29 protein-coding genes are annotated in these 25,093 nt (G+C 69.3%); 21 read left to right on the top strand and 8 right to left on the bottom strand.

Annotation, left to right across the window (positions count from 1 at the left end):
* Positions 1–78 precede the first annotated feature (78 nt).
* Both LT965_RS08890 and LT965_RS08885 read left to right on the top strand, forming a co-directional pair.
* A complete protein-coding gene (locus LT965_RS08890) occupies positions 79–1,941 on the top strand; it encodes a PINc/VapC family ATPase (RefSeq protein WP_232700411.1) in 1,863 nt (620 codons plus the stop codon).
* A gap of 64 nt (positions 1,942–2,005) precedes the next feature.
* Positions 2,006–2,788 carry a hypothetical protein gene (locus LT965_RS08885; RefSeq protein ID WP_232700410.1) on the top strand — a complete coding sequence of 261 codons (783 nt, stop codon included), beginning with the start codon at positions 2,006–2,008 and terminating at the stop codon, positions 2,786–2,788.
* Here the strand turns inward: LT965_RS08885 and LT965_RS08880 are convergent.
* Positions 2,785–3,054: a helix-turn-helix transcriptional regulator gene (locus tag LT965_RS08880; protein ID WP_232700409.1), complete on the bottom strand. Its 270-nt coding sequence runs from the start codon at positions 3,052–3,054 to the stop codon at positions 2,785–2,787. The genes LT965_RS08885 and LT965_RS08880 overlap by 4 nt on opposite strands.
* A 125-nt stretch (positions 3,055–3,179) precedes the next feature.
* Here LT965_RS08880 and LT965_RS08875 point away from each other — a divergent pair, with 125 nt between their 5' ends.
* The 4 genes from LT965_RS08875 to hflX all read left to right on the top strand — a co-directional run bounded on the left by LT965_RS08875 (position 3,180) and on the right by hflX (position 7,849).
* Positions 3,180–3,479 carry an EMC6-like membrane protein gene (locus LT965_RS08875; protein ID WP_232700408.1) on the top strand — a complete coding sequence of 100 codons (300 nt, stop codon included), beginning with the start codon at positions 3,180–3,182 and terminating at the stop codon, positions 3,477–3,479.
* Positions 3,480–3,481: 2 nt separating this feature from the next.
* Positions 3,482–5,314 (top strand): ribosome biogenesis/translation initiation ATPase RLI, encoded by a 1,833-nt coding sequence (locus tag LT965_RS08870; RefSeq protein ID WP_232700407.1) that lies wholly within the window; start codon positions 3,482–3,484, stop codon positions 5,312–5,314.
* A 144-nt stretch (positions 5,315–5,458) separates the two neighbouring features.
* Entirely contained in the window at positions 5,459–6,340 is an 882-nt protein-coding gene (locus LT965_RS08865; RefSeq protein ID WP_232700406.1) for a hypothetical protein, read from the top strand.
* A 225-nt stretch (positions 6,341–6,565) separates the two neighbouring features.
* Positions 6,566–7,849, top strand: coding sequence for a GTPase HflX (hflX, locus tag LT965_RS08860; RefSeq protein ID WP_232700405.1), 1,284 nt, complete (start codon positions 6,566–6,568; stop codon positions 7,847–7,849).
* Between the two features lie 196 nt (positions 7,850–8,045).
* On the opposite strand, the gene LT965_RS08855 is transcribed toward hflX, so the two are convergent.
* Positions 8,046–8,567 carry an archaemetzincin family Zn-dependent metalloprotease gene (locus tag LT965_RS08855; RefSeq protein WP_232700404.1) on the bottom strand — a complete coding sequence of 174 codons (522 nt, stop codon included), beginning with the start codon at positions 8,565–8,567 and terminating at the stop codon, positions 8,046–8,048.
* Between the two features lie 39 nt (positions 8,568–8,606).
* Here LT965_RS08855 and LT965_RS08850 point away from each other — a divergent pair, with 39 nt between their 5' ends.
* The 3 genes from LT965_RS08850 (at position 8,607) to npdG (ending at position 10,637) form a co-directional block, all read left to right on the top strand.
* Positions 8,607–8,996, top strand: coding sequence for a UPF0146 family protein (locus tag LT965_RS08850; RefSeq protein WP_232700403.1), 390 nt, complete (start codon positions 8,607–8,609; stop codon positions 8,994–8,996).
* A 28-nt stretch (positions 8,997–9,024) separates the two neighbouring features.
* The gene (locus tag LT965_RS08845; protein WP_232700402.1) at positions 9,025–9,894 is read left to right on the top strand and encodes a TIGR01548 family HAD-type hydrolase; all 870 of its coding nucleotides are present in this window, start codon (positions 9,025–9,027) and stop codon (positions 9,892–9,894) included.
* Between the two features lie 74 nt (positions 9,895–9,968).
* Complete coding sequence (gene npdG / locus LT965_RS08840) at positions 9,969–10,637, top strand: NADPH-dependent F420 reductase (RefSeq protein WP_232700401.1); 669 nt, start codon at positions 9,969–9,971, stop codon at positions 10,635–10,637.
* Positions 10,638–10,670: 33 nt separating this feature from the next.
* Here the strand turns inward: npdG and LT965_RS08835 are convergent, their stop codons facing one another.
* Both LT965_RS08835 and LT965_RS08830 read right to left on the bottom strand, forming a co-directional pair.
* The gene (locus LT965_RS08835; protein ID WP_269782549.1) at positions 10,671–12,530 is read right to left on the bottom strand and encodes an SLC13 family permease; all 1,860 of its coding nucleotides are present in this window, start codon (positions 12,528–12,530) and stop codon (positions 10,671–10,673) included.
* A 146-nt stretch (positions 12,531–12,676) separates the two neighbouring features.
* On the bottom strand, positions 12,677–12,943 hold the full coding sequence (locus LT965_RS08830) for a thioredoxin family protein (RefSeq protein WP_232700400.1): 267 nt from the start codon (positions 12,941–12,943) through the stop codon (positions 12,677–12,679).
* 112 nt (positions 12,944–13,055) lie between these two features.
* Between LT965_RS08830 and LT965_RS08825 the strand changes: the two genes are divergently transcribed.
* The 5 genes from LT965_RS08825 to LT965_RS08805 all read left to right on the top strand — a co-directional run bounded on the left by LT965_RS08825 (position 13,056) and on the right by LT965_RS08805 (position 15,463).
* Complete coding sequence (locus LT965_RS08825; protein WP_232700399.1) at positions 13,056–13,217, top strand: preprotein translocase subunit Sec61beta; 162 nt, start codon at positions 13,056–13,058, stop codon at positions 13,215–13,217.
* 37 nt (positions 13,218–13,254) lie between these two features.
* A complete protein-coding gene (gene pdxT / locus LT965_RS08820; protein WP_232700398.1) occupies positions 13,255–13,869 on the top strand; it encodes a pyridoxal 5'-phosphate synthase glutaminase subunit PdxT in 615 nt (204 codons plus the stop codon).
* A gap of 22 nt (positions 13,870–13,891) precedes the next feature.
* A complete protein-coding gene (locus LT965_RS08815; RefSeq protein WP_232700397.1) occupies positions 13,892–14,338 on the top strand; it encodes a bifunctional nuclease family protein in 447 nt (148 codons plus the stop codon).
* Positions 14,335–14,634 carry a phosphoribosyl-ATP diphosphatase gene (gene hisE / locus LT965_RS08810; RefSeq protein WP_232700396.1) on the top strand — a complete coding sequence of 100 codons (300 nt, stop codon included), beginning with the start codon at positions 14,335–14,337 and terminating at the stop codon, positions 14,632–14,634. Before LT965_RS08815 ends, hisE begins: the two co-directional genes overlap by 4 nt.
* Before the next feature lie 61 nt (positions 14,635–14,695).
* On the top strand, positions 14,696–15,463 hold the full coding sequence (locus tag LT965_RS08805; RefSeq protein WP_232700395.1) for an alpha/beta fold hydrolase: 768 nt from the start codon (positions 14,696–14,698) through the stop codon (positions 15,461–15,463).
* Here LT965_RS08805 and LT965_RS08800 read toward each other — a convergent pair.
* Positions 15,460–15,822, bottom strand: a complete 363-nt coding sequence (locus LT965_RS08800; RefSeq protein WP_232700394.1) for a DUF5518 domain-containing protein — start codon at positions 15,820–15,822, stop codon at positions 15,460–15,462. The genes LT965_RS08805 and LT965_RS08800 overlap by 4 nt on opposite strands.
* A 307-nt stretch (positions 15,823–16,129) precedes the next feature.
* Between LT965_RS08800 and LT965_RS08795 the strand changes: the two genes are divergently transcribed.
* Positions 16,130–17,113, top strand: coding sequence for an NOG1 family protein (locus tag LT965_RS08795; protein WP_232700393.1), 984 nt, complete (start codon positions 16,130–16,132; stop codon positions 17,111–17,113).
* An 18-nt stretch (positions 17,114–17,131) separates the two neighbouring features.
* Here LT965_RS08795 and LT965_RS08790 read toward each other — a convergent pair whose 3' ends face one another.
* Positions 17,132–18,427 carry a TIGR00341 family protein gene (locus tag LT965_RS08790; RefSeq protein WP_232700392.1) on the bottom strand — a complete coding sequence of 432 codons (1,296 nt, stop codon included), beginning with the start codon at positions 18,425–18,427 and terminating at the stop codon, positions 17,132–17,134.
* Positions 18,428–18,510: 83 nt separating this feature from the next.
* Positions 18,511–19,257 (bottom strand): SIMPL domain-containing protein, encoded by a 747-nt coding sequence (locus LT965_RS08785; RefSeq protein WP_232700391.1) that lies wholly within the window; start codon positions 19,255–19,257, stop codon positions 18,511–18,513.
* Positions 19,258–19,478: 221 nt separating this feature from the next.
* Here LT965_RS08785 and engB point away from each other — a divergent pair, with 221 nt between their 5' ends.
* Genes engB through LT965_RS08770 form a run of 3 tightly spaced genes read left to right on the top strand, consistent with a single transcriptional unit; the run spans position 19,479 to position 21,411 of the window.
* A complete protein-coding gene (gene engB, locus LT965_RS08780; RefSeq protein ID WP_232700390.1) occupies positions 19,479–20,099 on the top strand; it encodes a GTP-binding protein EngB in 621 nt (206 codons plus the stop codon).
* A gap of 59 nt (positions 20,100–20,158) precedes the next feature.
* Positions 20,159–20,893, top strand: coding sequence for a DsbA family protein (locus tag LT965_RS08775; RefSeq protein ID WP_232700389.1), 735 nt, complete (start codon positions 20,159–20,161; stop codon positions 20,891–20,893).
* Entirely contained in the window at positions 20,890–21,411 is a 522-nt protein-coding gene (locus LT965_RS08770) for a hypothetical protein (RefSeq protein WP_232700388.1), read from the top strand. Before LT965_RS08775 ends, LT965_RS08770 begins: the two co-directional genes overlap by 4 nt.
* Positions 21,412–21,537: 126 nt before the next feature.
* Here LT965_RS08770 and LT965_RS08765 read toward each other — a convergent pair whose 3' ends face one another.
* Positions 21,538–22,752, bottom strand: a complete 1,215-nt coding sequence (locus LT965_RS08765; RefSeq protein WP_232700387.1) for an eIF2B alpha/beta/delta subunit family protein — start codon at positions 22,750–22,752, stop codon at positions 21,538–21,540.
* Between the two features lie 62 nt (positions 22,753–22,814).
* On the opposite strand from LT965_RS08765, the gene LT965_RS08760 reads away from it, so the two are divergent.
* Genes LT965_RS08760 through LT965_RS08750 form a run of 3 tightly spaced genes read left to right on the top strand, consistent with a single transcriptional unit; the run spans position 22,815 to position 25,085 of the window.
* Positions 22,815–23,312, top strand: a complete 498-nt coding sequence (locus LT965_RS08760) for a YfcE family phosphodiesterase (protein ID WP_232700386.1) — start codon at positions 22,815–22,817, stop codon at positions 23,310–23,312.
* Positions 23,313–23,362: 50 nt separating this feature from the next.
* Positions 23,363–24,124: a coenzyme F420-0:L-glutamate ligase gene (locus LT965_RS08755; protein ID WP_232700385.1), complete on the top strand. Its 762-nt coding sequence runs from the start codon at positions 23,363–23,365 to the stop codon at positions 24,122–24,124.
* On the top strand, positions 24,111–25,085 hold the full coding sequence (locus LT965_RS08750) for a 5,10-methylenetetrahydromethanopterin reductase (RefSeq protein ID WP_232700384.1): 975 nt from the start codon (positions 24,111–24,113) through the stop codon (positions 25,083–25,085). Before LT965_RS08755 ends, LT965_RS08750 begins: the two co-directional genes overlap by 14 nt.
* Positions 25,086–25,093: the final 8 nt, after the last annotated feature.

Below are 25,093 nucleotides of genomic sequence, written 5' to 3'. Positions count from 1 at the left end.
CGGTACGGGAAGCCCTGCCGCTCACGGCGGGGAGGATGTCACACACCCTTATCTGTGCGCCGGGACTACCACCAGCCAATGAACGTCGTTCCCGACACGAGCGTCGTCGTCGACGGCCGCATCTCAGAGCGGGTCGTCGACGGGGACTACGCGGGCGCCACGGTGTACGTACCGGAGGCGGTCGTCGGCGAGATCGAAGCGCAGGCGAACAGTGGCCGGCAGACCGGCTGGGACGGACTGGAGGAGCTCCAGCGACTCGTCGAACTGGCAGAGGACGGCGACGTCGAGGTCGTGTACGTCGGCGAACGGGCCACCGAGGAGGACATCAAGCGCGCTTCCGCGGGTGCCATCGACGCCATCATCCGGGACGTCGCCGCCGAGTACGACGCGGTCTTCGTCACCAGCGACATCGTGCAGGCCGAGGTCGCGAAGGGGAAGGGCATCGAGGTGGAGTACCTCGAACCGCTCGAGTACGACCTCGGGGAACTCGCCATCGAGCAGTACTTCGACGACCTCACGATGAGCGTCCACCTGAAGGACGGCCTGGTGCCGATGGCCAAGCGGGGCGAGGTCGGCGAGATCACCTACCAGGAGGTCGCCGACGAGGTGCTGGACACGGACACGCTGAAAGAGCACGCCAACGAGATCATCAGCACCGCCAAGCGCGCCGACGACGCGTTCGTCGAACTGTCCGAGGAGGGCATGACCATCGCACAGGTGCGGGACATGCGCATCGCCGTCTCCGAACCGCCGTTCTCCGAGCGCATCGAGATCACTGCCGTCCGCCCCATCGTGAAGACGACGATGGACGACTACGAGCACGCCGACGACCTCCGCGAGCGCCTGCTCGAACGGGACCGCGGCGTGCTCATCGCGGGCGCGCCGGGCGCCGGGAAGTCGACGTTCGCGACGGCCGTCGCGGAGTTCCTCTCCGACGCCGGCAACGTCGTGAAGACCATGGAGAAACCGCGGGACCTCCAGGTCGGCAACGAGGTGACCCAGTACACGGAACTCGGCGGTGACATGGCGAAGACCGCCGACTCGCTGCTGATGGTGCGCCCGGACTACACCATCTACGACGAGGTCCGCAAGACCGACGACTTCGAGGTGTTCGCGGACATGCGACTGGCGGGCGTCGGGATGGTCGGGGTCGTCCACGCCACCCGCCCGATCGACGCGCTCCAGCGTCTCGTCGGCCGCGTCGAACTCGGGATGATCCCCCAGATCGTCGACACCGTCGTCTACATAGAGGAGGGCGACGTGGAGACCGTCTACGACGTGACGACGGAGGTGAAGGTGCCCGAGGGCCTGATGGAGGAGGACCTCGCGCGCCCGGTCATCCAGGTCCGGGACTTCGCCACGCAGACCCCCGCCTACGAGATCTACACGTTCAACCGCCAGGTCGTCACGGTGCCCCTCGACGAGAACGGCGGCAGCGGGTCTGACTCCGGCGTCGACCGCCTCGCGAAACAGGAGGTCGAGCGGGAGATCCAGGCCGCCACCCGCGGCCCCGTCGAGGTCGACATCCGCGGCCCGAACGACGCCGTGGTGTACGTCTCCGACGACGAGATCAGCCACGTCATCGGGAAGGGCGGCGGCCGCATCTCGGACATCGAGAACCGCCTCGGCATCAACATCGACGTGCGGACCCTCGACGAGCGCCCCGGCCAGGTGGCCGGCGGCAGCGGCGGCGGCGGTGACAACCCCGAGCCCGCGGGCCAGATCGTCACGCCCGAGATCACCTCGCGGCACATCATCCTCCCGCTGGACGGCGGTCGCTCCGGCGAGACGGTGGAAGTGCAGGCCGACGGCGACTACCTGTTCACGGCGACGGTCGGCCGCGGCGGCGACATCAAGGTGTCCCGCGGCTCGGCCATCGCGGAGGAACTCGAACGCGCCATCGACCGCGAGGAGATGGTCTCCGTCGTCCCCAACGAGTAGAGAGTCCACGAGACGGTCCGGCGGGGCCGAAAGCACTTACCGGACGGCCGAGTCGACTGGAACAATGCGACGACGAAGGTTCCTCGCTGCCGCCGTCGGGCTCTCCACCGGGGCGCTCGCGGGGTGTACGAGCGCGGGCAACTCGGCGACCCCGTCGACGGACCAGACGACGACAGAACCCTCCACGACAATAGACGAGTCGACGACGCGAACGACGACCACGCCGAATCCAGTCGTCGGCGACGTCTGGGTCGGCCGGTCGTTCACCTACCTCTACGCCGGCGCCCACGTCAACGCGTACACGGTCACGGGGAGTGGTCCGCAGTTCGTGTTCGCGCTCGTCGCCGACGGCGAACGGCCGGCGCTCTCGCTCGCCGGCGAGACGCACCGGCCCGCCGACGAACTCCCCGGGAGCACGGGTGCGAACGCCGTCTTCTACCGCCGGGACACCGAGGACCGGCGAGTCCTTTCGTACTCGTTGCCGGGCCCTGTGGACGCCCCGAGTGGTGCCGTCGGAGACGTCGAACTCGACGAGTCTCAGCTAGCGTTCCTCGCCGACCCGGCCGAGTTCGCGGTGACGGACGTCTCGGTATCCGACACCGTCCAGACGGGGAGCGAAGCGACCGTCAGCGTGACCGTGGAGAACAGCGGTGGGGCCAGCGGGACGTTCCGCGCGGCAGCGACCTCCGAATCGATCAGCGCCTTCGGCGTCGGGTCGGTCGCCGTCGCGCCCGGCGAACGGGAGGCAGTCGATATTTCGGTGCCCGTCTACGGCGAGGACGAGGAGCGTGTCACTGTCGACTGGGGGAGCAGTAGCGAAGAACAGACGGTCGCAGTCGAGAGTTAGGCGGCTTCGGCGTCGGCTTCCGCGCCGGTCTCGTCGGTCTCGCAGGTGAGCTGGTAGAGGCTCTGTCGGGCGTCGGCGAAGTAGATGTCCTCGTCGACGACGCCGCGGTCCTCCAGTCGCTCGAGCGCGTAGCGGACGGTGCGCGCCGAGAGCATGGTTTCTTCGACGATTCGTTTCTGGGTGAGGGGGCCGTCGTATTCGAGTACCTTGAAGACGAGCTTCGCGCTCGGCGGGAGGTCCTCGAGGACGCTATCGTCTCCAGCCATCGTTACGAATCGAAACACCCCAGGCGCTTAAAACTGCGGGAGTCTCTCCCACGGTGAGAGCGACGTCCGGACCCTCGCGTACGGCAAGCGAACGCCTTTTGACAGAGGCTCCCGGAGGAACCTGTATGACAGAGACTGTGGACCCGAAGGCCTCCCACCGGCGGAGCCTGAAGGTGACCACCATCGCCACGCTGGGCGGTGTCGCGGCGGCCTTCCTCTCGGAGGCCGTCGTCACCGACCCCTCGAGCAGGACGGGGCTGCTCGTCATGTTCGGCGTGGTCGCCGTCGAACTCGGCCTGATGCGGCTGTTCGGCGTCGACATCGCGGACTTCTCCACGAAAGACCACGTCTACGTCCTCTTCATGACCTTCGCGCTCTGGTTCATCACGTGGGGCGTGCTCCTCTCCGAGGGCGTCAGCCTGTAGCGATGGCTGAGGACAGCATCGCGGTCGTGGACCTCGACAGGTGTCAGCCCGACCGCTGCAACTACGAGTGTGCGAACTACTGCCCCCCGAACCGGACGGGCAAGGAGTGCATCACACTCCGCGGCGACGACGCCGACGAGGGCGACCCCGACCAGATACGCATCTCCGAGGAGATCTGCCTCGGGGAGACGTGTGGCATCTGCGTCGAGAAGTGCCCGTTCGACGCCATCGAGATCATCAACCTCCCGCAGGAACTCGAGGACGACCCGACCCACCGCTACGGCGAGAACGCCTTCTCGCTGTACGGCCTCCCCGTCCCCGAGTCCGGGAAGGTGACCGGCCTGCTCGGGCCGAACGGCATCGGGAAGTCGACTGCGGTGAACGTGCTCGCCGGCGAGATCACCCCGAACCTCGGACGCCACGAGGACGCGCCCGACTGGGAGGAGGTCATCGACGCCTACCGCGGCACCGAACTCCAGGACTACCTCGTGGCGGTCCGCGACGACGAGATCAGCGTCGCGAAGAAGCCACAGTACGTCGACCAGATCCCCGAGCAGTTCGGCGGGACGACTCGCGAACTGCTCGAACGCACGGACGAGCGCGGCGTCCTCGACGACCTCGTCGACCGCCTCTCCATCCGCCCGGTGATGGACCAGTCCATCGACTCGCTGTCCGGCGGCGAACTCCAGCGGGTCGCGCTCGCGGCGGCGCTCGCCCGCGACGCGGACTTCTACTTCGTGGACGAACTCACGCCGTACCTCGACATCGGCCAGCGCGTCACCGCGGCGCGCATCGTCCGCGAACTCGCCGAGGAGGAGGACCGCGCGGTGCTCGTCGTCGAACACGACCTCGCCGTCCTCGACATGCTCGCGGACTCCATCCACGTCGCCTACGGTGAACCCTCCGTCTACGGCGTCGTCACGACGCCGAAGAGCGTGCGCAACGGCATCAACGAGTACCTCCGGGGCTACCTCGACAACGAGAACATGCGCATCCGCCCGGAGGCGATCACGTTCGAGGAGCACGCGCCGCGGGCGGCCTCCCGCGAGGAGACGCTCATCTCCTACCCGGACATGGAGAAGTCCTACGGCGAGGGCGAGTTCACGCTCACCGTCGACGGCGGCGACATCCACCGCAACGAGGTGCTCGGCGTCGTCGGGCCGAACGGCATCGGGAAGTCGACGTTCGCGAAACTGCTCGCCGGCGACATCGACCCCACCACCGTCGGCGGGGAGGCCGCCGACAGCCTCGACGTCGGCCTCGACATCGCGTACAAACCGCAGTACGTGGAGGCCGACCAGCACATCCGCGTCGACGCGTTCCTCTCCTCGATCACCGACGACTTCGGCACGTCGTACTGGAACACGGAGATCGGCGACCCGCTCCAGCTGGAGCGCATCCTGGAACAGAACCTCACGGACCTCTCGGGCGGGGAGCGCCAGCGCGTCGCCATCGCCGCGACGCTGTCGAAGGACGCCGACCTCTACCTCCTCGACGAGCCATCGGCGCACCTCGACGTCGAGCAGCGCGTGCTCGCCACGCGCGCCATCCGGCGGTTCGCTGAGAACCGCGAGACCACCGTGATGGTCATCGACCACGACATCTACATGGTCGACCTCGCCGCCGACCGCCTGATGGTGTTCGACGGCGAACCCGCCCAGCACGGCCGCGCCTCGACGCCACAGGCGATGCGCTCGGGGATGAACGAGTTCCTCGCGAACCTCGACGTGACGTTCCGCCGCGACGAGAACCTCGGTCGCCCGCGCATCAACAAGCCCGGCAGCCAGCTGGACAAACAGCAGAAGCGCGACGGCGAGTACTACTACACGAACTGACACCCCAGCGCGAATTCGGCGTTAGTGGCCGACTGACGCGCTCTACTCCCACTCCTTAACCCGAGTTAATCGGCGTTAATCCCACACAAGTCGTGCGCACGGTCGCCCGGGTATAAGGGCCGGAGGCCACAACGGACGGACAAGATGAGAGCGACCGTACTGCTGGTGGCTGTACTCGTCGTCGTCGGGGCCGGCGCACCGCTGGCCGCCGGGTCACCCGCCGAGTCGTCGGCGGCGTCGACCACGGCAACGACGTTCGACGTCCAGGAGGACGACAACAACGAGAGCGAGAACGAGACGGCGCCCGGCGCCCGGCTGGCCGGCGTCGTCAACGTGCAGGGCGCCGAAGTCGCCGGCGAGGTGGCCGAGCGGTCGTTCGGCCTCCGCGTCGCCGCGGCGAAGTCGAACGCCTCGAAGGCGTCGGTAGTCGCCGAGGAGAGCGAGGCCCTGGAGACCCGGCTCGCCGAACTGCGTGAGCGCAAGCAGGACCTCCTCGACGCGAGACAGGACGGCGACATCTCCCAGTCGCGGTTCCGCGGTGAGATGGCGCAGCTCGCCACCGAGATCTCGACGGTAGAGCGGCTCTCGAACCGGACAGCCGAGACGGCCCGCGGCCTCCCCGCCGACGCGCTGGCGTCGAAGAACGTCGACACGGCGGCCCTCGGCCGCCTCCAGGAGGACGCCGGGAAGCTCACCGGCCCGGAGATGGCTGCGATCGCTCGCGACATCGCCGGCCCGCCGGCGAACCGGTCGACCGGCCGACCGGGGAACGGTGGCGGACCGTCGACCGGCACCCCGGGAGCGGGGAACGGCCCGACGGCCGACGGTCCGGCCACGAACACGACCGACGACAACACGACGGTGACGACGGGAAACGCGAGTGACGGGCTCGGTGACGGGCCCGCGGTGACGCCGCCCGGCAACGGCACGGGCGTGCCCGGGAACGGAACCGGCAGTCCCGGCAACGGCCCGCTCGACGGCACGTACCTGGATTCGCTCGCCGAATCGTACTTCGTGACTCTGTAGCACGGCCCCAGTACTGTTTTGTCGCGTGTCCTCGTCGGTCGGCACAGACGATGCTCCTCGACTACTAGCCGGGCGTCCGTCCCGGCGGGCCGGAGTTCCGGCCGTTCTCGGATTCGCCGCGTGCGGCTCGCGGCTGTGCCGCTCGCTCGTTCCGCGGGCTGGCACGACTCGCCCGCGCGGACGTCACGACGTGCACCGACGTTCGACTCCCCCTCACACGCACGCATGTCACGACGCGGCAACACAGCACTCGTAGCGAAACGCGCAGCATCGCACCCGATAGACACGACCGAAATCCGCGCCCTCTGCGACTCCGCCGGCCTCGAGGTGGTCGGCGAGCGCACGCAGGTCCGCCCACCCGACCCGACGTACGACCTCGGGGAGGGCGCCGTGGCGGACGTCGCCGGGCGCGTCGAACGCGACGACATCGACGTGGTGGTCGTGGACGACGAACTCGACCCCGGCCGAGCGTACAACCTCGAGGACGAGGTCGGCGCCGAAGTCGTCGACCGGACGCGCCTCGTCCTCGACATCTTCGCGGAGCGCGCGGAGACCAAGCGCGCCCGCCTGGAGGTCCAGCTAGCGGAACTCCGGTACGAACTCCCGCGGGCGCAGGCGAAGGCCAGCCGCGGCGAGAGTTCCGGCCGTCGCGGGTTCAAGAGCGGCGGCGAGGAGCCCCAGGCAGCCCAGATGCGCGCGGACTACAAGCAGCGCATCAAACACCTTCGGGAGCGACTCGACAAGCTGGACGACGCGGACGACGAGGTCCGCGGGGCCCGCCACGAGTCAGGCTTCGACCTCGTGGCGCTGGCTGGCTACACGAACGCCGGGAAGTCCACGCTCCTGCAGCGGCTCGCCGACGACCTCTCCGTCGACGAGGACGCCCACGACGACCTGGGCGAGACGGCGGCAGCCCGCGACCGCCTGTTCGAGACGCTGGACACGACGACGCGGCGCGCCACGCTCGTCGACCGGCGCGTCCTCCTCACGGACACCGTGGGGTTCGTCAGCGACCTCCCGCACTGGCTCGTCTCGTCGTTCCGCACGACGCTCGCCGCGGCACGCGAGGCCGACGCGGTCCTGCTCGTCGTCGACGCCAGCGACCCACCCGAGACAGTTCGAGAGAAGGTCGAGACGAGCCTGGACGAACTCGAGGATCGGGACGGCACGCTCGTTCCGGTGTTGAACAAACGCGACGTCGCGGACGATCTCGACGCGAAGCGCCGCCTCGTCGCGAACCTCGTGGACGACCCTGTGGTCACGAGCGCCACGGAAGACGACGGCATCGACGACCTCCGGGACTCGCTCCTCGACGCGCTCCCCGACCGCAAACGCGTCTCGCTCGCCGTCCCGAACTCCGACGACGGCAACGCGTTCGTCTCGTGGTGCCACGACCACGGCGCCGTCCACGATGTCGCCTACGGCGACTCCGTCGAGTTCGACTTCGAGGCGCGTCCGGAGGTCACCGCGAAAGCCGAAGGACGGGCCGAGAAGCTGAGTCAGAACTGACGAACCAACTGCGAGCATTCGCGACCCGTGAGCGGCTCGAAGAGCCCGAGGCGAGCAGTTCACTCCGCGAACGCAGTGAGCGGAGGCCGACGAGCGACTACGCGCCGAAGGCGCACAGGAGCGAGGAGGCTTTTAGCGTAGCTTTTGCCAGCGAGTGAGAGCGCGAAGCGCTCGAACGAGTGCAGCAAAAGGTCCCTCAGAAGACCGTGCGCTGACAGCTCCCGCAGAGGTTCTCCTCCTTGCGGTCGACTTCCCGGACCGTGGGGGAGAAGTTCATCGCACAGCGGTTGTTGTCGCAGTGTTCGAGGCCGAGCGTGTGGCCGAGTTCGTGGACCACCTCCTTGCGGACGCGGTCGTCGAAGACGTCGGAGGCGGGGCGTTCGGAGAACCCGCCGTCGCTGGACGTCTGGAGTCGGTAGGTGGAGACGACGCAGCCGCGGCCGTCGAGGTACGCGAGCCCGAAGACGTAGTTGCGGCGGCGGTAGAAGAGGTCCTCGGGCGTGATGGCGAGGGTCTTGTCGCCGTCGCTGACGCGGGTCGCGAGGTCGATGAGTTCGGCGGCGCGGTACTGGCTTCGCGCGTCGTCGTACGCCCCCTGTGGAACGTCCTGTTCGCTGGCGACGACCACGTCGCAGTCGTAGACCGAGCGGAGGCTCGAGGAGGCCTCGCGCTTGACCTGCGCGGGCACGTCGCCGACGGGGACGATGTCTACGCGCATGAGGTGACGTTAAACGCCGCGAGACATAAACATCCCGGCGTGGGGAAACCACCCAACGTCGCCGACGTCCTCGCCGCCTTCGACCGACTGGTCGAGGTCGGCGTCGGTCGGCACACCGACGTGGCGGCGGCGCTCGCGGCGAGCGGGCGGGCGGTGACGGCGACGGACGTCCACGAGCGCGAGGTGCCCGAGAGAGTTCGGTTCGTCGTCGACGACGTGACCAACCCGGACCCGGCAGTGTACGCGGACGCCGACGCCGTGTACGCGCTGAACTGTCCACCCGAACTCCACCGCGCACTCCTCGCCGTCGCCGAGGACGCGGACGCGGCGTGCCTGTTCACGACGCTGGGCGGCGACCAGCCGGAGGTGCCCGTCGAGCGCCGGACCGTCGAGACGGGAACGCTGTTCGTCGCCCGGACGCGTAACTGACTTCTCGGCGGGCGGCCTCGGTGGGGGCATGCAAGTCGATGCAGTCGTCCTCGACATCGACGGCGTGCTCGTCGACGTGGCGGACTCCTACCGCCGCGCCATCGTCGAGTCCGTCGAGCACGTCTACGGGGACACCATCGAGAAGGCCGCCGTCCAGCAGTTCAAGGACGCGGGCGGGTTCAACAACGACTGGACGCTGACGGACGCGGCGGCGTTGTTCATGCTTGCCGGTCGGGAAGCGTACGACGGCGACGTCGCCGCGTTCACGGACGAGGTAGCCAAGCGCGGCGGCGGCCTCGACGGCGCGAAGGACGTCGTTCGCTCGAGCCTGGACCCGGACGCCGCCGAGCGCGTCTTCGAGGCGTGGGACCCCAAGCGACTGCGCGATGTGTTCCAGCAACTGTACCTCGGGTCGTCGCTGTACGAGCGCCTGGAGGGCGGCGAGGCCGAACTGGACGCCGGGGGCTACATCAACGACGAGTCGGTGCTGGTCGCGCCCGAGACTGTGGCGGCGTTGACCGAGCGCTACCCGGTCTGCGTGCTGACCGGGCGGCCGGCCGACGAGGCGACCATCGCGCTCGACCGCGTCGGCCTCGACGTCCCCGAGAACCGCCGATTCACGATGGACGACTGGGACGAGGGGAAACCCGACCCCCGGGCGCTCGTCGAGTTGGCCGAACGCACGGACGCCGACAGCGTGGTGTTCGTCGGGGACACCCTGGACGACGTGCAGACGGCGCTGAACGCCCGCGATGCCAACCCCGAGCGGGCGTACTACGGGGTCGGCGTGCTGACGGGTGGACTCACCGGCGAGGCGGGCCGGGAGAAGTACGAGGCGACGGGCGCGGACCGCGTGCTCGACTCCGTGAACGACCTGCCCGCGATTCTCTCGGACTGACTGGCGCGTCGGCCCGGTGGTCGACAGCCGCCGGTACCACCAACCCTTATTCGCATGCCGGGCGACTCACGAGTATGCGAATCGCGTTACTCGGCGGAACCGGCGACATCGGCGAAGGGCTGGCGCTCCGGTGGGCGTACCACACCGACCACGAGGTCGTCATCGGCTCGCGAGACCCGGAAAAGGCCCGCACGAAGGCCGAGGAGTACGAGACGGAACTCGACAGCCGCGGGCTCGACGTGAAGATCACGGGGTTCGAGAACGCGATGGCCGCCGACCGCGCGGACGTGGTGGTGCTGGCGGTGCCGGCCTACCACGCCGCCGACCTCGTCCACGAGATCGCGGACAGACTCGACGACGACACGCTGCTCGTCTCGCCCGCGGTCGGGATGCGGAAGGGCGAGGGCGGCTTCCAGTACAACCCCCCGGACGCGGGCAGTGTCACCCGACTGGTCGCGGACGCCGCACCCAACGAGGTGGCCGTCGTCGGCGCGTTCCACAACCTCTCGGCGGACCGCATCGCGAACCTCGACGTGGAACTCGACCTCGACACGCTCGTGGTCGGGGACGACGGCGACGCGAAGCGGAACGTGTCCGACCTCGCGGCGGGCATCGAGGGCCTGCGGGCGCTCGACGCGGGGCCGCTGGCGAACGCCGCTGAGGTCGAGTCGCTGACGCCGCTGCTCATCAACATCGCCATCCACAACGACGGCATGCACGACGTCGGCGTCACGTTCGAGTAGGCCTGCAGACAGTTCTAACGGCGGACGTCCCGGTCAGAGCCCCCAGAAGGCGACGATGCCCGCGACGGTGACGAACGACAGCAGCAACTGGAGCGGGAAGCCGACCCGGAAGAAGTCCCTGAACTGGTAGTCGCCGGGGCCGTAGACGAAGAGGTTCGTCTGGTAGCCGACGGGCGTCATGAACGACGTCGACGCCGCGAACGTCACCGCGAGCACGAACGCGAACGGGTTCGCGCCGATGTCGACGGCCGCCTCCACGGCCACCGGGATCATCAACACGACGCTCGCGTTGTTGCTGATGACGCCCGTGATGAGGCCGGTGAACACGTAGAACACCCACAGGACGCCGACCGCGGGGAGCACGGTGCCCGTGGCCGCGACCAGCGACCCGAGCAGGGCGGCGGCGCCGGTCTGTTCGAGCGCGATGCCCAGCGGGATGACGCCCGCCAGCAGGAAGATAACGTTCCAGTCGACGGACTCGTACACCTCCGAAGGGCGGAGGACGCCGAGGGCTACCATCGCCACGACGCCGCCGAGCGCGGTCGTGACGATGTGTAGCGGCGTCACCGTCGCCGCGAGGACGACGCCGACGATGACGGCGACGGCGTGGGGGATCTTCTCGCTGCGGTAGTCGGGCTCGGCGGGTTCGTGGGCGACGATGAAGTCCTGGCTCGTCGAGAGACGGTCGATGCTGTCCCGGGGTGCCTGCACGAGCAGCGTGTCCCCGACGCGCATCTCGACGCGTTCCATGCGCTCGTGGAACGTCTCGCCGCGCGAACGGAACGCCAGCACGTTCGCGTCGTAGCGGTTGCGGAACGACGCCGAGGCCAGCGTCTCACCGACGAGCGACGACCCGGACTGGATGACGACCTCCACGAGCGCCTGTTCCTCCTGGGTCGTCGGTTCGAGTTCGTCCTCCGTCTCCGGCGTGCCCGTCAACGAGAGGTCGTCGACAGCGGAGATGGCGCCCAGGGTGTCCCGGTCCGTGCGGATGGCGAGGACGTCGCCCGGGCGGATGACCTTCTGGCCGATGGGCCTGATGAACCGTTCGTCGCCGCGGACGAGCTGGAGGACGTCGGCGTCGAAGCGGTCCACGTCGATGGCCTCGCTAACGGTCTTCCCGACGAGCGGCGAGGACTCCCCGACGACGACCTCCGAGAGGTAGTCGCTCATCTCGTACTCCGTGAGGTAGTCGTCCTCGGGCGGGACGCGCTCGGGGAGCAGCCGGTAGCCGACCGTGAACAGGTAGAGCGAGCCGACGGCCAGGACGACGACGCCGAGCTGCGTGAACTCGAACATCGAGAACGCGTGGAGCGCCTCGATACCCTGGGACTCGCCGAGTCGCGCGGCCGTCTCGCTGGCGAGCAGGTTCGTCGACGTGCCGATGAGCGTCAACATCCCGCCAAGCATCGAGGCGAACGACAGCGGGATGAGCAACTTCGACGGACTCGTCTTCCCCTTGTGCGCGAGGTCCGAGACGACCGGGACGAGGATGGCGACGACCGGCGTGTTGTTGATGAACCCGGAGACGGGGCCACCCGCGCCGATGGTCGCGAGCAGCTGGCGGCGCTTGCTCGTCCCCGCGAACGAGGCCATTCGCCGGCCGAGGATCTGGACGAGGCCGGTCCTGCTCACGCCGGCGCTCAGGATGAGCATCGCCAGCACGGCGACCGTCGCCTTGTTCGAGAACCCGGAGATACCCTCCTGGGTGGACACCTGCGTCCACGGGCCCAGGACGATGAGCACGACCATCACGAGGATGGCGGTGACGTCGATGGGGAGCCACTCGGTGACGAACAGCACGAGGGCCCCGAGCACGACGGCGAAGACGACCAGCATCTGGGGCGTCAACGCCTGGGTCGCTCCGGTGGCCGCGAGGGGCAGCCACGACATATCCTCGCGGAGACGCGTACCGTACAATAGCCTACCGGAACCCGACGACCGCACCGGTTCGTGGCAGTCACTCGGCGAGTCGTCAGCCGCAGTGTGAGCGCGGCCGCTGGGCGACGCTCGCGGCTACCGGAGGAGGGACGCGCCGGTCAGGCGCCCGCGTCTTCGAGGGCGTCCTCGAGCTGTTCGCGCTGCGTGACGCCGACGAACCGCTCGACGACGCCGTCGTCGTTCTCCACGACGATGGTCGGGATCGAACGTACCTGGTACTCGTTGGCGACGTCCTCGGCCTCGTCGACGTCGATCTTCTCGAAGGTGACGCTGTCGTAGTCCTCCTCGAGGTCGTCCAGGATCGGGTCCTGGGTCTTGCAGGGTCCACACCAGTCCGCGTAGAAGTCCTTGAGTGTGACTGTCATCGGTCTAGTGGGGCTTGCCGCGCCCCGCGCATAAGGGTTACTCACGGCTCGCCCCTTGCCGCGAGTACGACGACACGAAAGGTTTAGGCCGTCGCGGTGAGCATACGACTGTATGAGCAGTGGCCAGAACTCCGGCGGACTGATGTCCAGTGCGGGCCTCGTCCGCTACTTCGACTCCGAGGACCCCAACGCCATCCAGATCGACCCGCGCTCCGTGGTGGCCACGGGCGCGTTCTTCGGCGTCTTCGTGTTGCTCCTTCAGTTCTTCGTGTAGCGAGAGGCTTTTTCCCCGCAGACTCCTACCGGTAGTCATGACTGTCAGCGCTGGCGTCGTCGCCGTACAGGGCGACGTCTCCGAGCACGCAGACGCCATCCGCCGTGCGGCCAGAGCCCACGGCGAGGACGCCGAGGTCGTGGAGATCCGGACGAGCGGAGTAGTACCCGACTGCGACATCCTCCTGCTCCCGGGCGGCGAGTCGACGGCCATCTCCCGGCTGCTCGCCCGCGAGGGGATCGACGAGGAGATACGCGACCACGTCGCCGCCGGCAAGCCCGTGCTGGCGACCTGCGCGGGCCTCATCGTCGCCTCCGCGGACGCGAACGACGACCGCGTAGACACCCTCGACCTGATCGACGCCACGGTCGACCGGAACGCGTTCGGCCGGCAGGTCGACTCCTTCGAGGCGCCCCTCGACGTGGACGGCCTCGACGACCCGTTCCCCGCGGTGTTCATCCGCGCGCCCCTCATCGCCGAGGTCGGCGACGGCGTCGAGGTGCTCGCGTCCTGGGACGGCGACCCGGTCGCGGTCCGGGACGGCCCCGTCGTCGGCACCTCCTTCCACCCCGAGTTGACCGACGACTCGCGAATCCACGACCTCGCATTCTTCCCGGAGGAACAGCAGGAGGCGGAGGAGGCAGTCTTTTGACGCTGCTCGTGGTGGTCCCGTCATGAACGCACACATCGAGGGCGTCCGCGTTGCGGGCACGCCGGACGGCGCGCTCCCGGTCGTGCTCGTCGGCGTCGAGGACACCGACGACGTCCTCCCCATCTTCATCGGGTTCGACGAGGCGACGAGCATCGCCCGCGGCCTCGACGCGCGGGACATCGGGCGTCCACTCACCCACGACCTCACGCTCGACCTCGTGGAGGAACTCGGCGGTCGCATCGACCGCGTCGTCGTCACGCACGTCGAGGACGGCACCTACTACGCGGACCTCCACGTCCAGACGCCTCGGGGCGACGAGGTCGTGGACGCGCGCCCGAGCGACTCGCTGGCGCTGGTCGCGCGCACCGACGCCCCCATCGAGGTCGCCGAGGACGTCTTCGAGGAGGGGCGCCGGGACCCCGAGACGTTCGACGAACTCGACGACATCCGCGAGGTGCTGGAGCGGTGAGCGGCGAGGACGCCGACGACGTGCTCCGCGAACTGTTCGCGGTCGTCGAGGACCGCAAGGAGACGCTCCCGGAGGACTCCTACACGGCGAGCCTCTTCACCCACGAGAAGGGCGAGAACGCCGCTCTGGAGAAACTCGGCGAGGAGACCACGGAGTTCCTGCTCGCCGCGAAGGACGGCGACACCGACGAACTCGCCCACGAGGGCGCGGACGTCGTCTACCACATGCTGGTCGTGCTCGCCGAACACGAGATGGACGTCGAGGACCTGCTGGACGAACTCCGGGCGCGGCGGTAGCGCGGCGCACCGATACCGAACCGATTGCTTTTCACGTGGTGGCGCGAGACCGATACAGTCGATGGAATCAGTCGTCTCCGCCGACGGCACGGAAATCGCGTACGAGGCTCGGGGCGACGGCCGGCCGGTCGTGCTCGTACACGGAATCGCGGGTAGCAAGAGGAGTTGGCGGACGGTCCCCAGCCGCCTTGCCGACGACTACCGCGTCGTCGCGATGGACCGGCGGGGTCGCGGCGACAGTGGGGACGGCGAATCGTACGCGCTCGAACGCGAGGTCGAGGACGTCCACGCGGTCCTGGACGCGGCCGAAGCGGACGCGGACGCCGGCGACCCCGTCCTGTTCGGGCACTCTTACGGCGGCCTGGTCGCGCTCGCGGCGGCCGCCGGCGAGGACCTCGCGGGCCTGCTCGTGTACGAGCCAGCCGTCGTCGCGGGCGATCACCCGGGCGGCGTGCAGCGCGCGGCCCGGATGCGGGACCTGCTCGACGCGGGGGACCGCGAGGGCGCCGTCGAGTTGCTGTTCCGTGGGTACGGCGGGCAGGAGCTGGTCGACCGGATGCCCATCGAACAGATTGCGTCCATCGCGGACACCGTCGTCCGCGAGCACGACGTGGTCGTCGAGTGCGGCGTCGGCGAGTTCGACGCCGCCGTGGACGCGCCGGCGCGGGTGCTCGTCGGCGAGACCAGTGCCAACCACGTCCACCGCGCGGTCGACGCGGTTGCCGAGCGACTGGACGCCGAGGTGACTACGCTCCCGGACACCGGCCACCACGGACTGGAGACGGCGCCCGGGCGTCTCGAAGACGAGGCCCGGCAGTTCGTCGACTAGCGCGCCGCGAGCCACCCGCCGACTGCGCCCGCGATGGCGCTGTCGATGGCGAGCAGGAGGCCGACGATCAGCGCGATGACGCCGATGCCGAGGCCCAGGAAGCCCGCGGGAATGAGCCCCGTCGCGCCGAGCACGAGGCCGAACAACACTATGAGGACGGCCACGACGACGCCGCCGAGCGCGCCGGCGAGCAGGCCGTGCCACGCCCCACGTCCGAGGCCGCCGCCCGCCATCCAGCCGGCGACGAACCCGCCCACGAGGCCCGCTGCGGCGTGACCGACGCCGGGGAGTGCGAACGCGAACACGCCGAACACGAACTCGACGGCGAAGCCGACGAGCACCGCACGCCAGTTTGTCATACCCGAGTAGAGGAGCTCTAGGCTCAAAAGCGCCGTGTACGAGCCGTCTGGTCTTCCACCACGCTCAGTCCGTTCGACGACCGGTACCGGGTGGACTGAACGGGGCGGTGGGCTCGCGCGTGTCTGTTCGCTCGGGACGTAAGCACCGCAGGCCACGAAGTGGCCAGGGAGCGCAGCGAGCGAGCGGACGCGAGCCCACCGGGGCTTTCGACGACTTGGTTTTACGAGACGACCCTGCAGGAACTCCGAACAGACCCCACAGCCGCCGATACGTGACCTTTTACGTGTCGCCTGCCTACTCGCGACCATGATTTTCGAGAACCTGCCGACGACGCCCACGTCGGAGGAACTCCTCGACAAGGCGTTCTCCCGGGCGGCGCGTTCGGGGCGGGCCAAGGGGGGCCGGGAGGCCCAGGAGTCGATGCTGCAGACGTCCTCGAACATCCTCGGGGACAACCTCCACAACGTGGTGACGGAGTGGCCGGACTTCGACCAGGTGGACCCGTTCTACTACGAACTCGCCGACGCCATCCTCCGCAAGGAGTTTGACAGCGACTCGGGTGTCGACCGACTCCGCCAGCACCTCTCGGAGATTTCGTGGGCGGCCTCGAAGACCCACGACCTCGGCCGCGAGTACATGGGGAAACTCCCCCACGACACGGACGGCGCCCGGAAGATCCGCAAGCAGGCGTTCGCACGCATGGGGTCGGTGATGAACCAGATCGCCGACGACCTCGAGGCGGTCGGGCGAGCGCGGGACGCGCTGAAGAACCTCCCCACCATCGAACCCGACGACCCGACCGTCGTCGTCGCGGGCTACCCGAACGTCGGGAAGTCGTCGTTCGCCAACGAGGTGTCCAGCGCGAAGATCGAGACCGCGGAGTACCCGTTCACGACGAAGGGCATCCGCGTGGGCCACTTCGAGCACGACCGCGTGCGCTGGCAGCTCGTCGACACCCCGGGGCTGCTCGACCGCCCGGCCGACGAACGCAACGAGATCGAGAACCAGGCGGTCTCCGCGCTCGCGCACGCCGGCGACGTCATCCTCTTCTTCCTCGACCCGAGCGGGACGTGTGGCTACCCCCTCGAGGACCAGCGCGCGCTCCGCGCGGAGGTCGCCGCGCAGTTCCCGGACGTGCCGCTGGTCACCGTCTGCAACAAGATCGACCTCTCCGACGAGGTGGAGGCCGACTGCTACATGAGCGTGGAAACCGGCGAAGGCGTCGCGGAGGCGCTCGAGGCGGCCGTCGAGGCGGTCGGGTACGAGCCCAGACTCCCCTTCGAGGAGTGAACGCGGACGACCCCTACGTCACTCGACGCGCGCGACCTGCACGTAGCGGACCTCGACGGTGAGGTTGCGGCCGGCGCGGTCGTCGATGCGCTCGTTCAGCGTCGCCGGGAGTCCGGGGTAGTCGCTGCCGGGCGGCACCCCGAGTGTGACCACCACCTCCTTCGGTTGCTGGCCCACCAGCCCCGTCTCGTACTCGTAGCGCATGTTCAGCAGCGTGACGTCCTCGTACTGTGGCGTCTGTGTGAGGTCTTCGACGCCGGCCTTGACCGCCTGCTCCGTCGAGGCGGACTGGAAGGAGGCGTAGGTGACCCCGCCGAGGAACGCCGACAGCACCGCGATGGCGAGGACGAGCACCGCCGCGCGCTTGACGAGCGCCGAACGGGCCTGCCCCACCCGGAAGAAGCGCTCGGGGCGGTAGCCGGAGTACCACAGCACCACGAGCGCGGCGAGGTTGATGGAGAGTACGTTCACCAGCACCAGGATGGAGGACCCGATCGCGAGCGCCGGGATCCCCCACGCGATGCCGATGCCGACGGCGGCTGCCGGCGGGATGAGCGCCACGGCGATCGCGACGCCGACGAGCGCCGAGGAGACGCCCGTCATCAGACTAACCACGCCAGCGACGCCGGCACCGAGCGCGACCACCAGCGAGAGGAAGTCCGGCCGCAGGCGCTCGCGGACCTCGGACAGTTCGACGACGTCGAGGCCGGGTGGGACGACGTGGGACTCCTTGACGAAGATGGCGAACAGCGCCGCGCCGCCGACCGACAACAGGACGCCGAGTAGCTGGAGGCGGACGCCGCGCCGGAACAGTTCGTCGTCGTCGACGACGGTGCCGACGCTCGCGGACATCGCGGGGCCGAGCAGTGGCGCGATGACCATCGAGCCGACGACGGTCGCCGGCGAGTTCAGTAGGAGGCCGGCCGTCGCGATGATGGTGCTGACGAGCGTCAACACGACGTACGTCCGCCACTTCGGCGCGAGGTCCTGGGCGCGAGCGACCAGTTCCTGTCTGGCGATGGTGCCGCCGTTCTCCCCGCTCTCCTCGTAGCGCTTGGAGAGTGCGTCGAACTGCCGGGAGACGACGGTCTCGGCGTTGAGCACGACCGTGTAGGCGTCCTCGGAGAGCCCCACCTCGTGGAGCGACTCGAGGACGTCCTCGACGGCCTCCGTCGGGAGCGGGAAGTGGGCGACCGCGGTGTACTCGCGGCCGCTGGTCTCCTCTGTCACGACGTAGTCGATACCCTCGTCTTCGAGCGTATCGAGGACGGCGTCCCGCTTGCCCGTCGGAATCGTCACCTGTACGAGTCGCACGACAGTCGATTGAGCGGGACGGGGGAAAAGCGTTCAGGGAGCGTGTTCCAGCCCCGGTGTGGACCGCGGCGGTCCGGAGTCCGTTACGCGGTGGTCGCGTTGTACGTCACGCGGACGTTCGCGGTGACGGTCACTGCACCGGCCTCGATGGACGTACTGTCGCCGGCAGCGCTCGCGTACGCCGTCTCGACGCGGTAGTCGTGGTAGCGCGTCTCGGTGGAGACGATGGTGTGGACCTCGGTCACGGAGAGGTCGCCGGCGGCCGCGAGCGTGTCGGCGCGGTCGCGGGCGTTGCTCATCGCCTCGGTGAGCGCCTCGTTGTGGAGTTCCTCGCGGGTGTCGTCGGAGAGGGTGAAGGAGACGCCGTTCACCTGATCGGCGCCGTTCTCGACCGCGACGTCGACGACTTCGCCGGCGGCGTCGGTGTCGTCGAGGGTGATCTCGAAGGCGTGGACGCCGCGGTAGTCACCCATCTCGGTGCCCTCGGGCGTCCGCTCGCGTTCCTGTCGGATGTCGTAGTGGGCCGTGCGAACGTCCTCGCTGTCGAGGCCGTACTCTTCGAGGGCGGTCCGCATCGACTCGGCGTCGGTCGCGAGTTCCTCGCGGACCGTCGTCGAGTCCTCGCCAGTCGCGAGGATGGCGACTCGCACGACCGCCTGGTCGGGCGTCGCCTCGATCTCTCCGTCGGCGGAGACGCTGATCGACTTCTGGGACCGGTCTGGCTGACTGGCGGAGGCTGAACCACTACCGAGCATGAGCGCACCCGCGACACCGGCGCTGACGAGCAGCGCGGAGCCGAGGACGGCTAGCAGGAGTGTTTTCTGTCGCATACACGAACCCCTACGACAGCTTACTTCTTTAAGCTCCCCCGGACTCAAAGCAGCGTTTGAGCGTCCACGAGGACGACTGCAGGGAGTCCTCGGAACGGGCGAACGGGGTAGTGAAACGACCCGTGAGCCGCGAGACGCTGAACGCAGTGAAGCGTCCCGGCCCGAGCGAGCAGAGCGCGCTCGGACGCGAGGTTTAACCCCGCCCGCTGGCTACCCTGGGTATGTTCGAGAATCGACCGGACCGGAGCGACGAGGTCGTGCTCGTCGGCCGGTCGAACGTCGGGAAGTCGACGCTGATGCGCGAGATCACGGGGCACAAGGTACCGACGGGGCAGAAACCCGGCGTCACCCGCCAGCCGAACCACTTCGACTGGGCGAGCGAGGACTTCATGGTCACCGACCTCCCCGGCTTCGGGTTCATGTCCGGCGTCGAGGACGACCACCGCGAGCAGATCAAGACCGACATCGTCCGCTACCTCGAGGCCCACGCCGACGACATCCTGGTCGGCGTGCTCGTCCTCGACGGGAAGGCCGCCGTCGACATCATCGACCGCCACTCCGGCGAGGACGAGATTCCCCACGTCGTCGAGCTGTTCTACCTGCTCGAGGAACTCGGCATCCACCCCGTGGTCGCGGTCAACAAGATGGACAAGGTCGACGACCGCGACGAGCGACTCGACGACATCGCCGACCGCCTCGGCCTCCTCCCGCCGTGGAAGCAGTGGCAGGACACCATCGCCCCCATCACCGCGAAGAAGGGGCAGATAAGCGCCCTCGAGACGGCGGTGAACACCCACCTGGAAGCGGCCAATCGGGACGACCTGAAGCAGTTCTTCTCCTGAGACCCGTCCCACCGGAGCCAGTGTGTTTACCACGATAGTCCGACAACTGGTGGAGTGACATGAGTCGGTTCGACGAGACGACGCGGCGCGGGTTCGTCGCCGCGGGTGGCGTCATCGCCATCACCGGTGGCGTGGCCTACGCCGCGACGACGCACTCGCCTGGGTCGAGCGACAGTGCGAGTGCCGCCCTCCACAGCAGCACCGAGACGACCAGCATCGGCCTCGACCTGACCGACCACCCGATCATGGGGTCGATGGACGCCCCCGTGGACATCTACTACTACTCGGACTACCAGTGTCCGTTCTGCGGTCAGTTCGAGCAGAACACGCTCCCGAAACTGGTGTCGAACGACGTCCAGTCGGGAGACGTGCGACTGGTGTTCGTCCAGTACCCCTACATCGGTCAGGCGTCGACGATGGCGGCGGTGCTGGACCGCGCCGTGTGGCGACAGGTCAGGGAGTCGGACCCACAGGCGTGGTGGCGGTGGCACGAGACGCTGTTCGACGAGCAGGGGGAGCCGAACTCGGGGTGGGCCTCCCGGGAGAACCTGCTCGCCGTCGCCGAGGACGTCGACGGCGTCGATGCGAACGCCGTCGAGTCGTACGCGGACGACCACGCCGACGAACTCCGCGACGAGGTCGGCGACGACGTGGCGGAGGGCGCGGAGTTCGGCGTGAGAGCGTCGCCGTCGTTCGTCGTGGCCAGACGCGGTACGGAGCGGGCGGGACGGATCGTCGGCGCCCAGCCGTACTCGCGGTTCCAGGAGGGAATCGAGCGGGTTCGAGACGAATGACGCGGGCGACGGTGACCGACCTGTTCGCGGCGTTCGGCTACGCGTTCGCGACCGGCTGGCGGGTTCTCGGCGTCGGCGTGGTGGCGGCCGTGACGTACGTGGTGCTCGTGTTGAGTGCGTTCCCGTCGTACACCGCACAGATGCTCGGTGCGGGCGTCGGGTACGCCGACGACGCGCTGCTGGCGCTCACCGAGAACACGGTGTCGACGGCGGGCGCGCTCGGCCTCGCGCTCGTCGTCCTGTACGCGCTGGTCACGGGCGTCGTCGCAGTGACCGTGGTGGGCCGGCTCCGGGTGACCGACCGGTCGGGCGTGGGGAGCATCGCCGGCGTCGTCCCGGGGGTGGTGGTGTCGGGGTGTGCGAGCTGTGGTGCGGGACTCCTCGGTGCGCTCGGGTTCGCGGGCGTGCTGGCGGCGCTGCCGTTCCACGGGAACCTGGTCCGGCTCGCCGGGGTCGCCGTGTTGCTGTGGTTCCTCGCGCGCGCCGGCGACCCGGCCGCGTGCGGAGTAGACGGCTGAACGCGCCGCTGGGAGACGTGAGAGCGGGCGACTCGGGAGAAAGGCCTCGTCACAAGGGGCTCGGAGGGGGTAACTCCTCGTCACCGTCGCCCGCGAGTCCGTAGGGGGCCTCCCGAAAAGAGCCTTTCACTCCCAGTCCGCCCACGCTCGGCGTTCGTCCGCAGCGGTCGCGACCCCCTCGTCGTCGAGGACGCCGTGCTCCGTGAGTACGCGGTCGACGAGTCGCGCGGGCACCACCTCGAACACCGGGTTCCGGACGTCGACTGGCGCGTCACCGTCGTAGAGTTCCCCCGGGTCGCCGTCCGCCACGGGAAGCGGTTCGGGCGCGACCTTGTCCGCAGCGCACACGACGAACACGGGGACGGCCACGTCTCTCGCGGCGAGCGCGGCCGCTCGCGTCCCGACCTTGTTGACGACGCGACCGTCCGGGAACACCGCGTCCGCGCCGACCAGCACTGCGTCGCACTCCTCGACGGCGGCGGGAGCGTTCGCGTCCGTGGTGAGCGTCACCGCGAGTTCGTCGGCGAGGGACTCCGCGACGCCGACGCCCTCGCCGCCGGGCCGGGATTCGGCGACGACCACGCGGTCCGGGGTCGCTTCGCGGAGCGCCGCGGTGACTGTCCCCGACCGCGAGAGCGTGAACACGGTGGCCACGTCGACGAGTTCGGCGGCGGCCGCGCTGGCAGCCTCGCCGTCTGCGTCCGCGGCGGTCCGGGCGACCGCTCGCGCGCTCGCCTCGACGCTCCCTGGCGTCCGGTCTGCGTCGTCCATCGCGTGGTTCACGCGGTTGCGGACTGCCGCCATCTCCGCCTTCGCGTCGCGGAGTGAACGCGCCACCGCCGCGACGGCGTCCCAGTCGTCGGCGAGCGCGGCCTCGTCGCGCAGCACGTCGAGCGCGCGCAACGAGAGGTATGACGAGCCGTGCTCGTCGTCGGCTGCGACCGACTCCACGGTCGGCCTGACGGCGTCGTAGGACTGCCAGAGGCCGGGGACGGTGTCGCGACGCCGTAGCTCCGTCGGCGGCACCCACTCGAACTGTGCGGTCTCCCAGTTCGGGTCGACGTCGCGGGACGCCGCGTCGAAGAGGAACGGGTGGACGACCCACGTGCCGTGGTCGGGGTCCTCGACCGCGAAGGCGTCACCACGCCGGACCAGCGTCGCCTCGTTGGCGAGCCCCGTCTCCTCCGCGATTTCCCGGCGAGCGAGCGCGTCGGGGTCGCCCTCGGCGTGGCCGGAGACCGCACCCCACCGTCCGGGGTAGGAGTCGACGGCGTCGCTGCGCTGGAGGAGGAGGACGTCGGGACCGTGGCGGAGGAACACCGTGACGACGTGGGTTCCCACGTCCGGAGTGTGGGTCGCGAGTCGCTTGAATCTATTTGCCCGTGGACGCCGAACGGTCTACCATGAGACAAGTAGTCGTCGTGAGCGACACCCACATCCCGTCCCGCGCGGACGAACTGCCGGACTTCGTCGCCAACGAGATCGAGGACGCGAACCTCGTGGTCCACGCCGGGGACTTCGACAGCGAGGAAGCCTACGACGAGATCCGCGACCTCGCGGACGACCTCGTGGCGGTCCGCGGGAACATGGACCCGCGCAGCCTCGGCCTCCCCAAGACGGAGACGCTGTGGGTCGAGGACGTCCAGTTCGTCGTCGTCCACGGCACCGGTCCACTGGACGACTACGAGGAGCGCGTCCGTGATATCGTGCGCGAGGAGCGCGACGACCCGAACGCCGTCGGCATCTCCGGGCACACCCACGAACTGCGCGACTGGACGACCGACGACGTTCGGCTGTTGAACCCCGGGAGCGCGACCGGCGTAGACCCCGCCGACCAGCCGTCGCTGCTACTCGTGGACGTCGACGGGGACTCGGTCGACGCGACGGCGCGCTGGGACTGAGGTGGCTCCGGTACCGTCGGGACTTTTGTGAGGGGCGTCGAAGCCGGAGTATGCACGCGTTCGCGGTGCCGGGACTGCCGGAGGTGCGGCCGGGCGACGACCTCGCCTCGCTGATCACCGAGCGAGCGGAACTGAGCGACGGCGACGTCGTCTGCGTCGCCAGCACCGTCGTCTCGAAGGCCGAGGGGCGGACCGCCTCGCTGTCGGCGTTCCCCCCGGGACCTCGCGCCCGGGAGATCGCCGACCGCCTCGCCGACGTCACGGGCGAGGAGAAAGACCCCCGGTTCGCGCAGGCCGTCCTCGAGGAGTCGACGGAGGTGCTGATGGAGGCGCCGTTCCTACTGACGGAGACGCGGTTCGGCCACGTCGGCGTGAACGCCGGTATCGACCGTTCGAACACGGGCGACGCCGACCTGCTCCTCCTCCCGATGCGGCCGTCGGAGAGCGCCGAGCGCATCCGGTCGGGACTGGACGCGGACGTCGCGGTCGTCGTGACGGACACCTCCGGGCGGCCGTTCCGCCACGGACAGCGCGGCGTCGCACTCGGGTGGGCGGGGATGCCCGCCTCCCGGGACTGGCGGGGGGAGACCGACCGTGACGGCCACAAGTTGGCCGTGACCGTCGAGAGCGTCGTGGACGAACTCGCGGCGACCGCGAACCTCGTCTCAGGCGAGGGCGACGGTGGCACGCCCGTGGTCGTCGTTCGGGAGTTCGAGTTCGGCGACCACGACGGGAGCGAGGCGCTCTTCCGCGAGGTCGAGGGGGACTTCGTGCGGCAGGCGCTCCGGGGGTGGGAGTATGCGCGGGATTGAACTCACGCCCGAGGTTCCCGTCGCCGACGTCGCAGAACTGGGGGAGCGCGCGGAGCGAGCGGGCTTCGACGCCGTGTTCGCGTCGTGTCACTACAACAACCGCGACCCGTTCGTCGCGCTGGACCGGGTGGCGGCGGCGACCGAGGACGTGCTCGTCGGGCCGGGCGTGGCGAACCCATACGACACCCACCCCGTGAAACTCGCCTCGCAGGTGGCGACCCTCGACGAGGTCAGCGACGGCCGCGCGGTGCTGGGCGTCGGCGCGGGCGACGCCTCCACGATGTCGAACCTGGGCGTCGAGCGCGACCGACCGCTCCGTCGGGTGCTGGAGACGTTCAAGGTCGCCCAGTCGCTGTGGGCGGGCGAACGCGTCGACCACGACGGGACGTTCCTCGCGCGGGACGCCGGCCTGAACTACGAGGTCGGCGAGATTCCCGTCTACGTCGGCGCACAGGGCCCGCACATGCTACGGATGGCGGGGAAGCACGCCGACGGCGTGCTGGTGAACGCGAGCCACCCCGCGGACCTGGCGTGGTCCGCCGACCGGGTCGCGGAGGGCGCGGCCGACCGCGTCGTCTCGGGCGACGTGGACGTGGCGGCGTTCGCCTCGGTGTCGATCGCCGAGGACGCCGACGAAGCGCTGGCGGCGGCTCGCCCGCCCGTGGCGTTCATCGCTGCGGGTGCGGCGCCGCCCGTGCTCGACCGGCACGGCATCGACAGCGAGCGCGCTGCGGAGATCGGCGAGAAGATAGAAGCGGGCGCGTTCTCCGAGGCGTTCGAACTGGTGACCGAGGAGATGCTCGCGGCGTTCAGTCTGGCTGGCGACCCCGGGGACGTCGCCGACCAGCTGGGGGCCGTCACCGAGCACGTCGACAGCGTCGTCGCCGGGTCGCCACTCGGCCCCGACCGCGAGACTGCGGTCGGGTTGCTGGCAGACGCGTTCGACGAGGCCGGCGTCTGAGAAGCGGG

Origin of the sequence: Halobacterium wangiae, from assembly GCF_021249345.1 — an archaeon.
GTDB classification, from domain to species: Archaea; Halobacteriota; Halobacteria; order Halobacteriales; family Halobacteriaceae; genus Halobacterium; species Halobacterium wangiae.
This window is presented reverse-complemented; position numbering and strand designations above follow the sequence as displayed.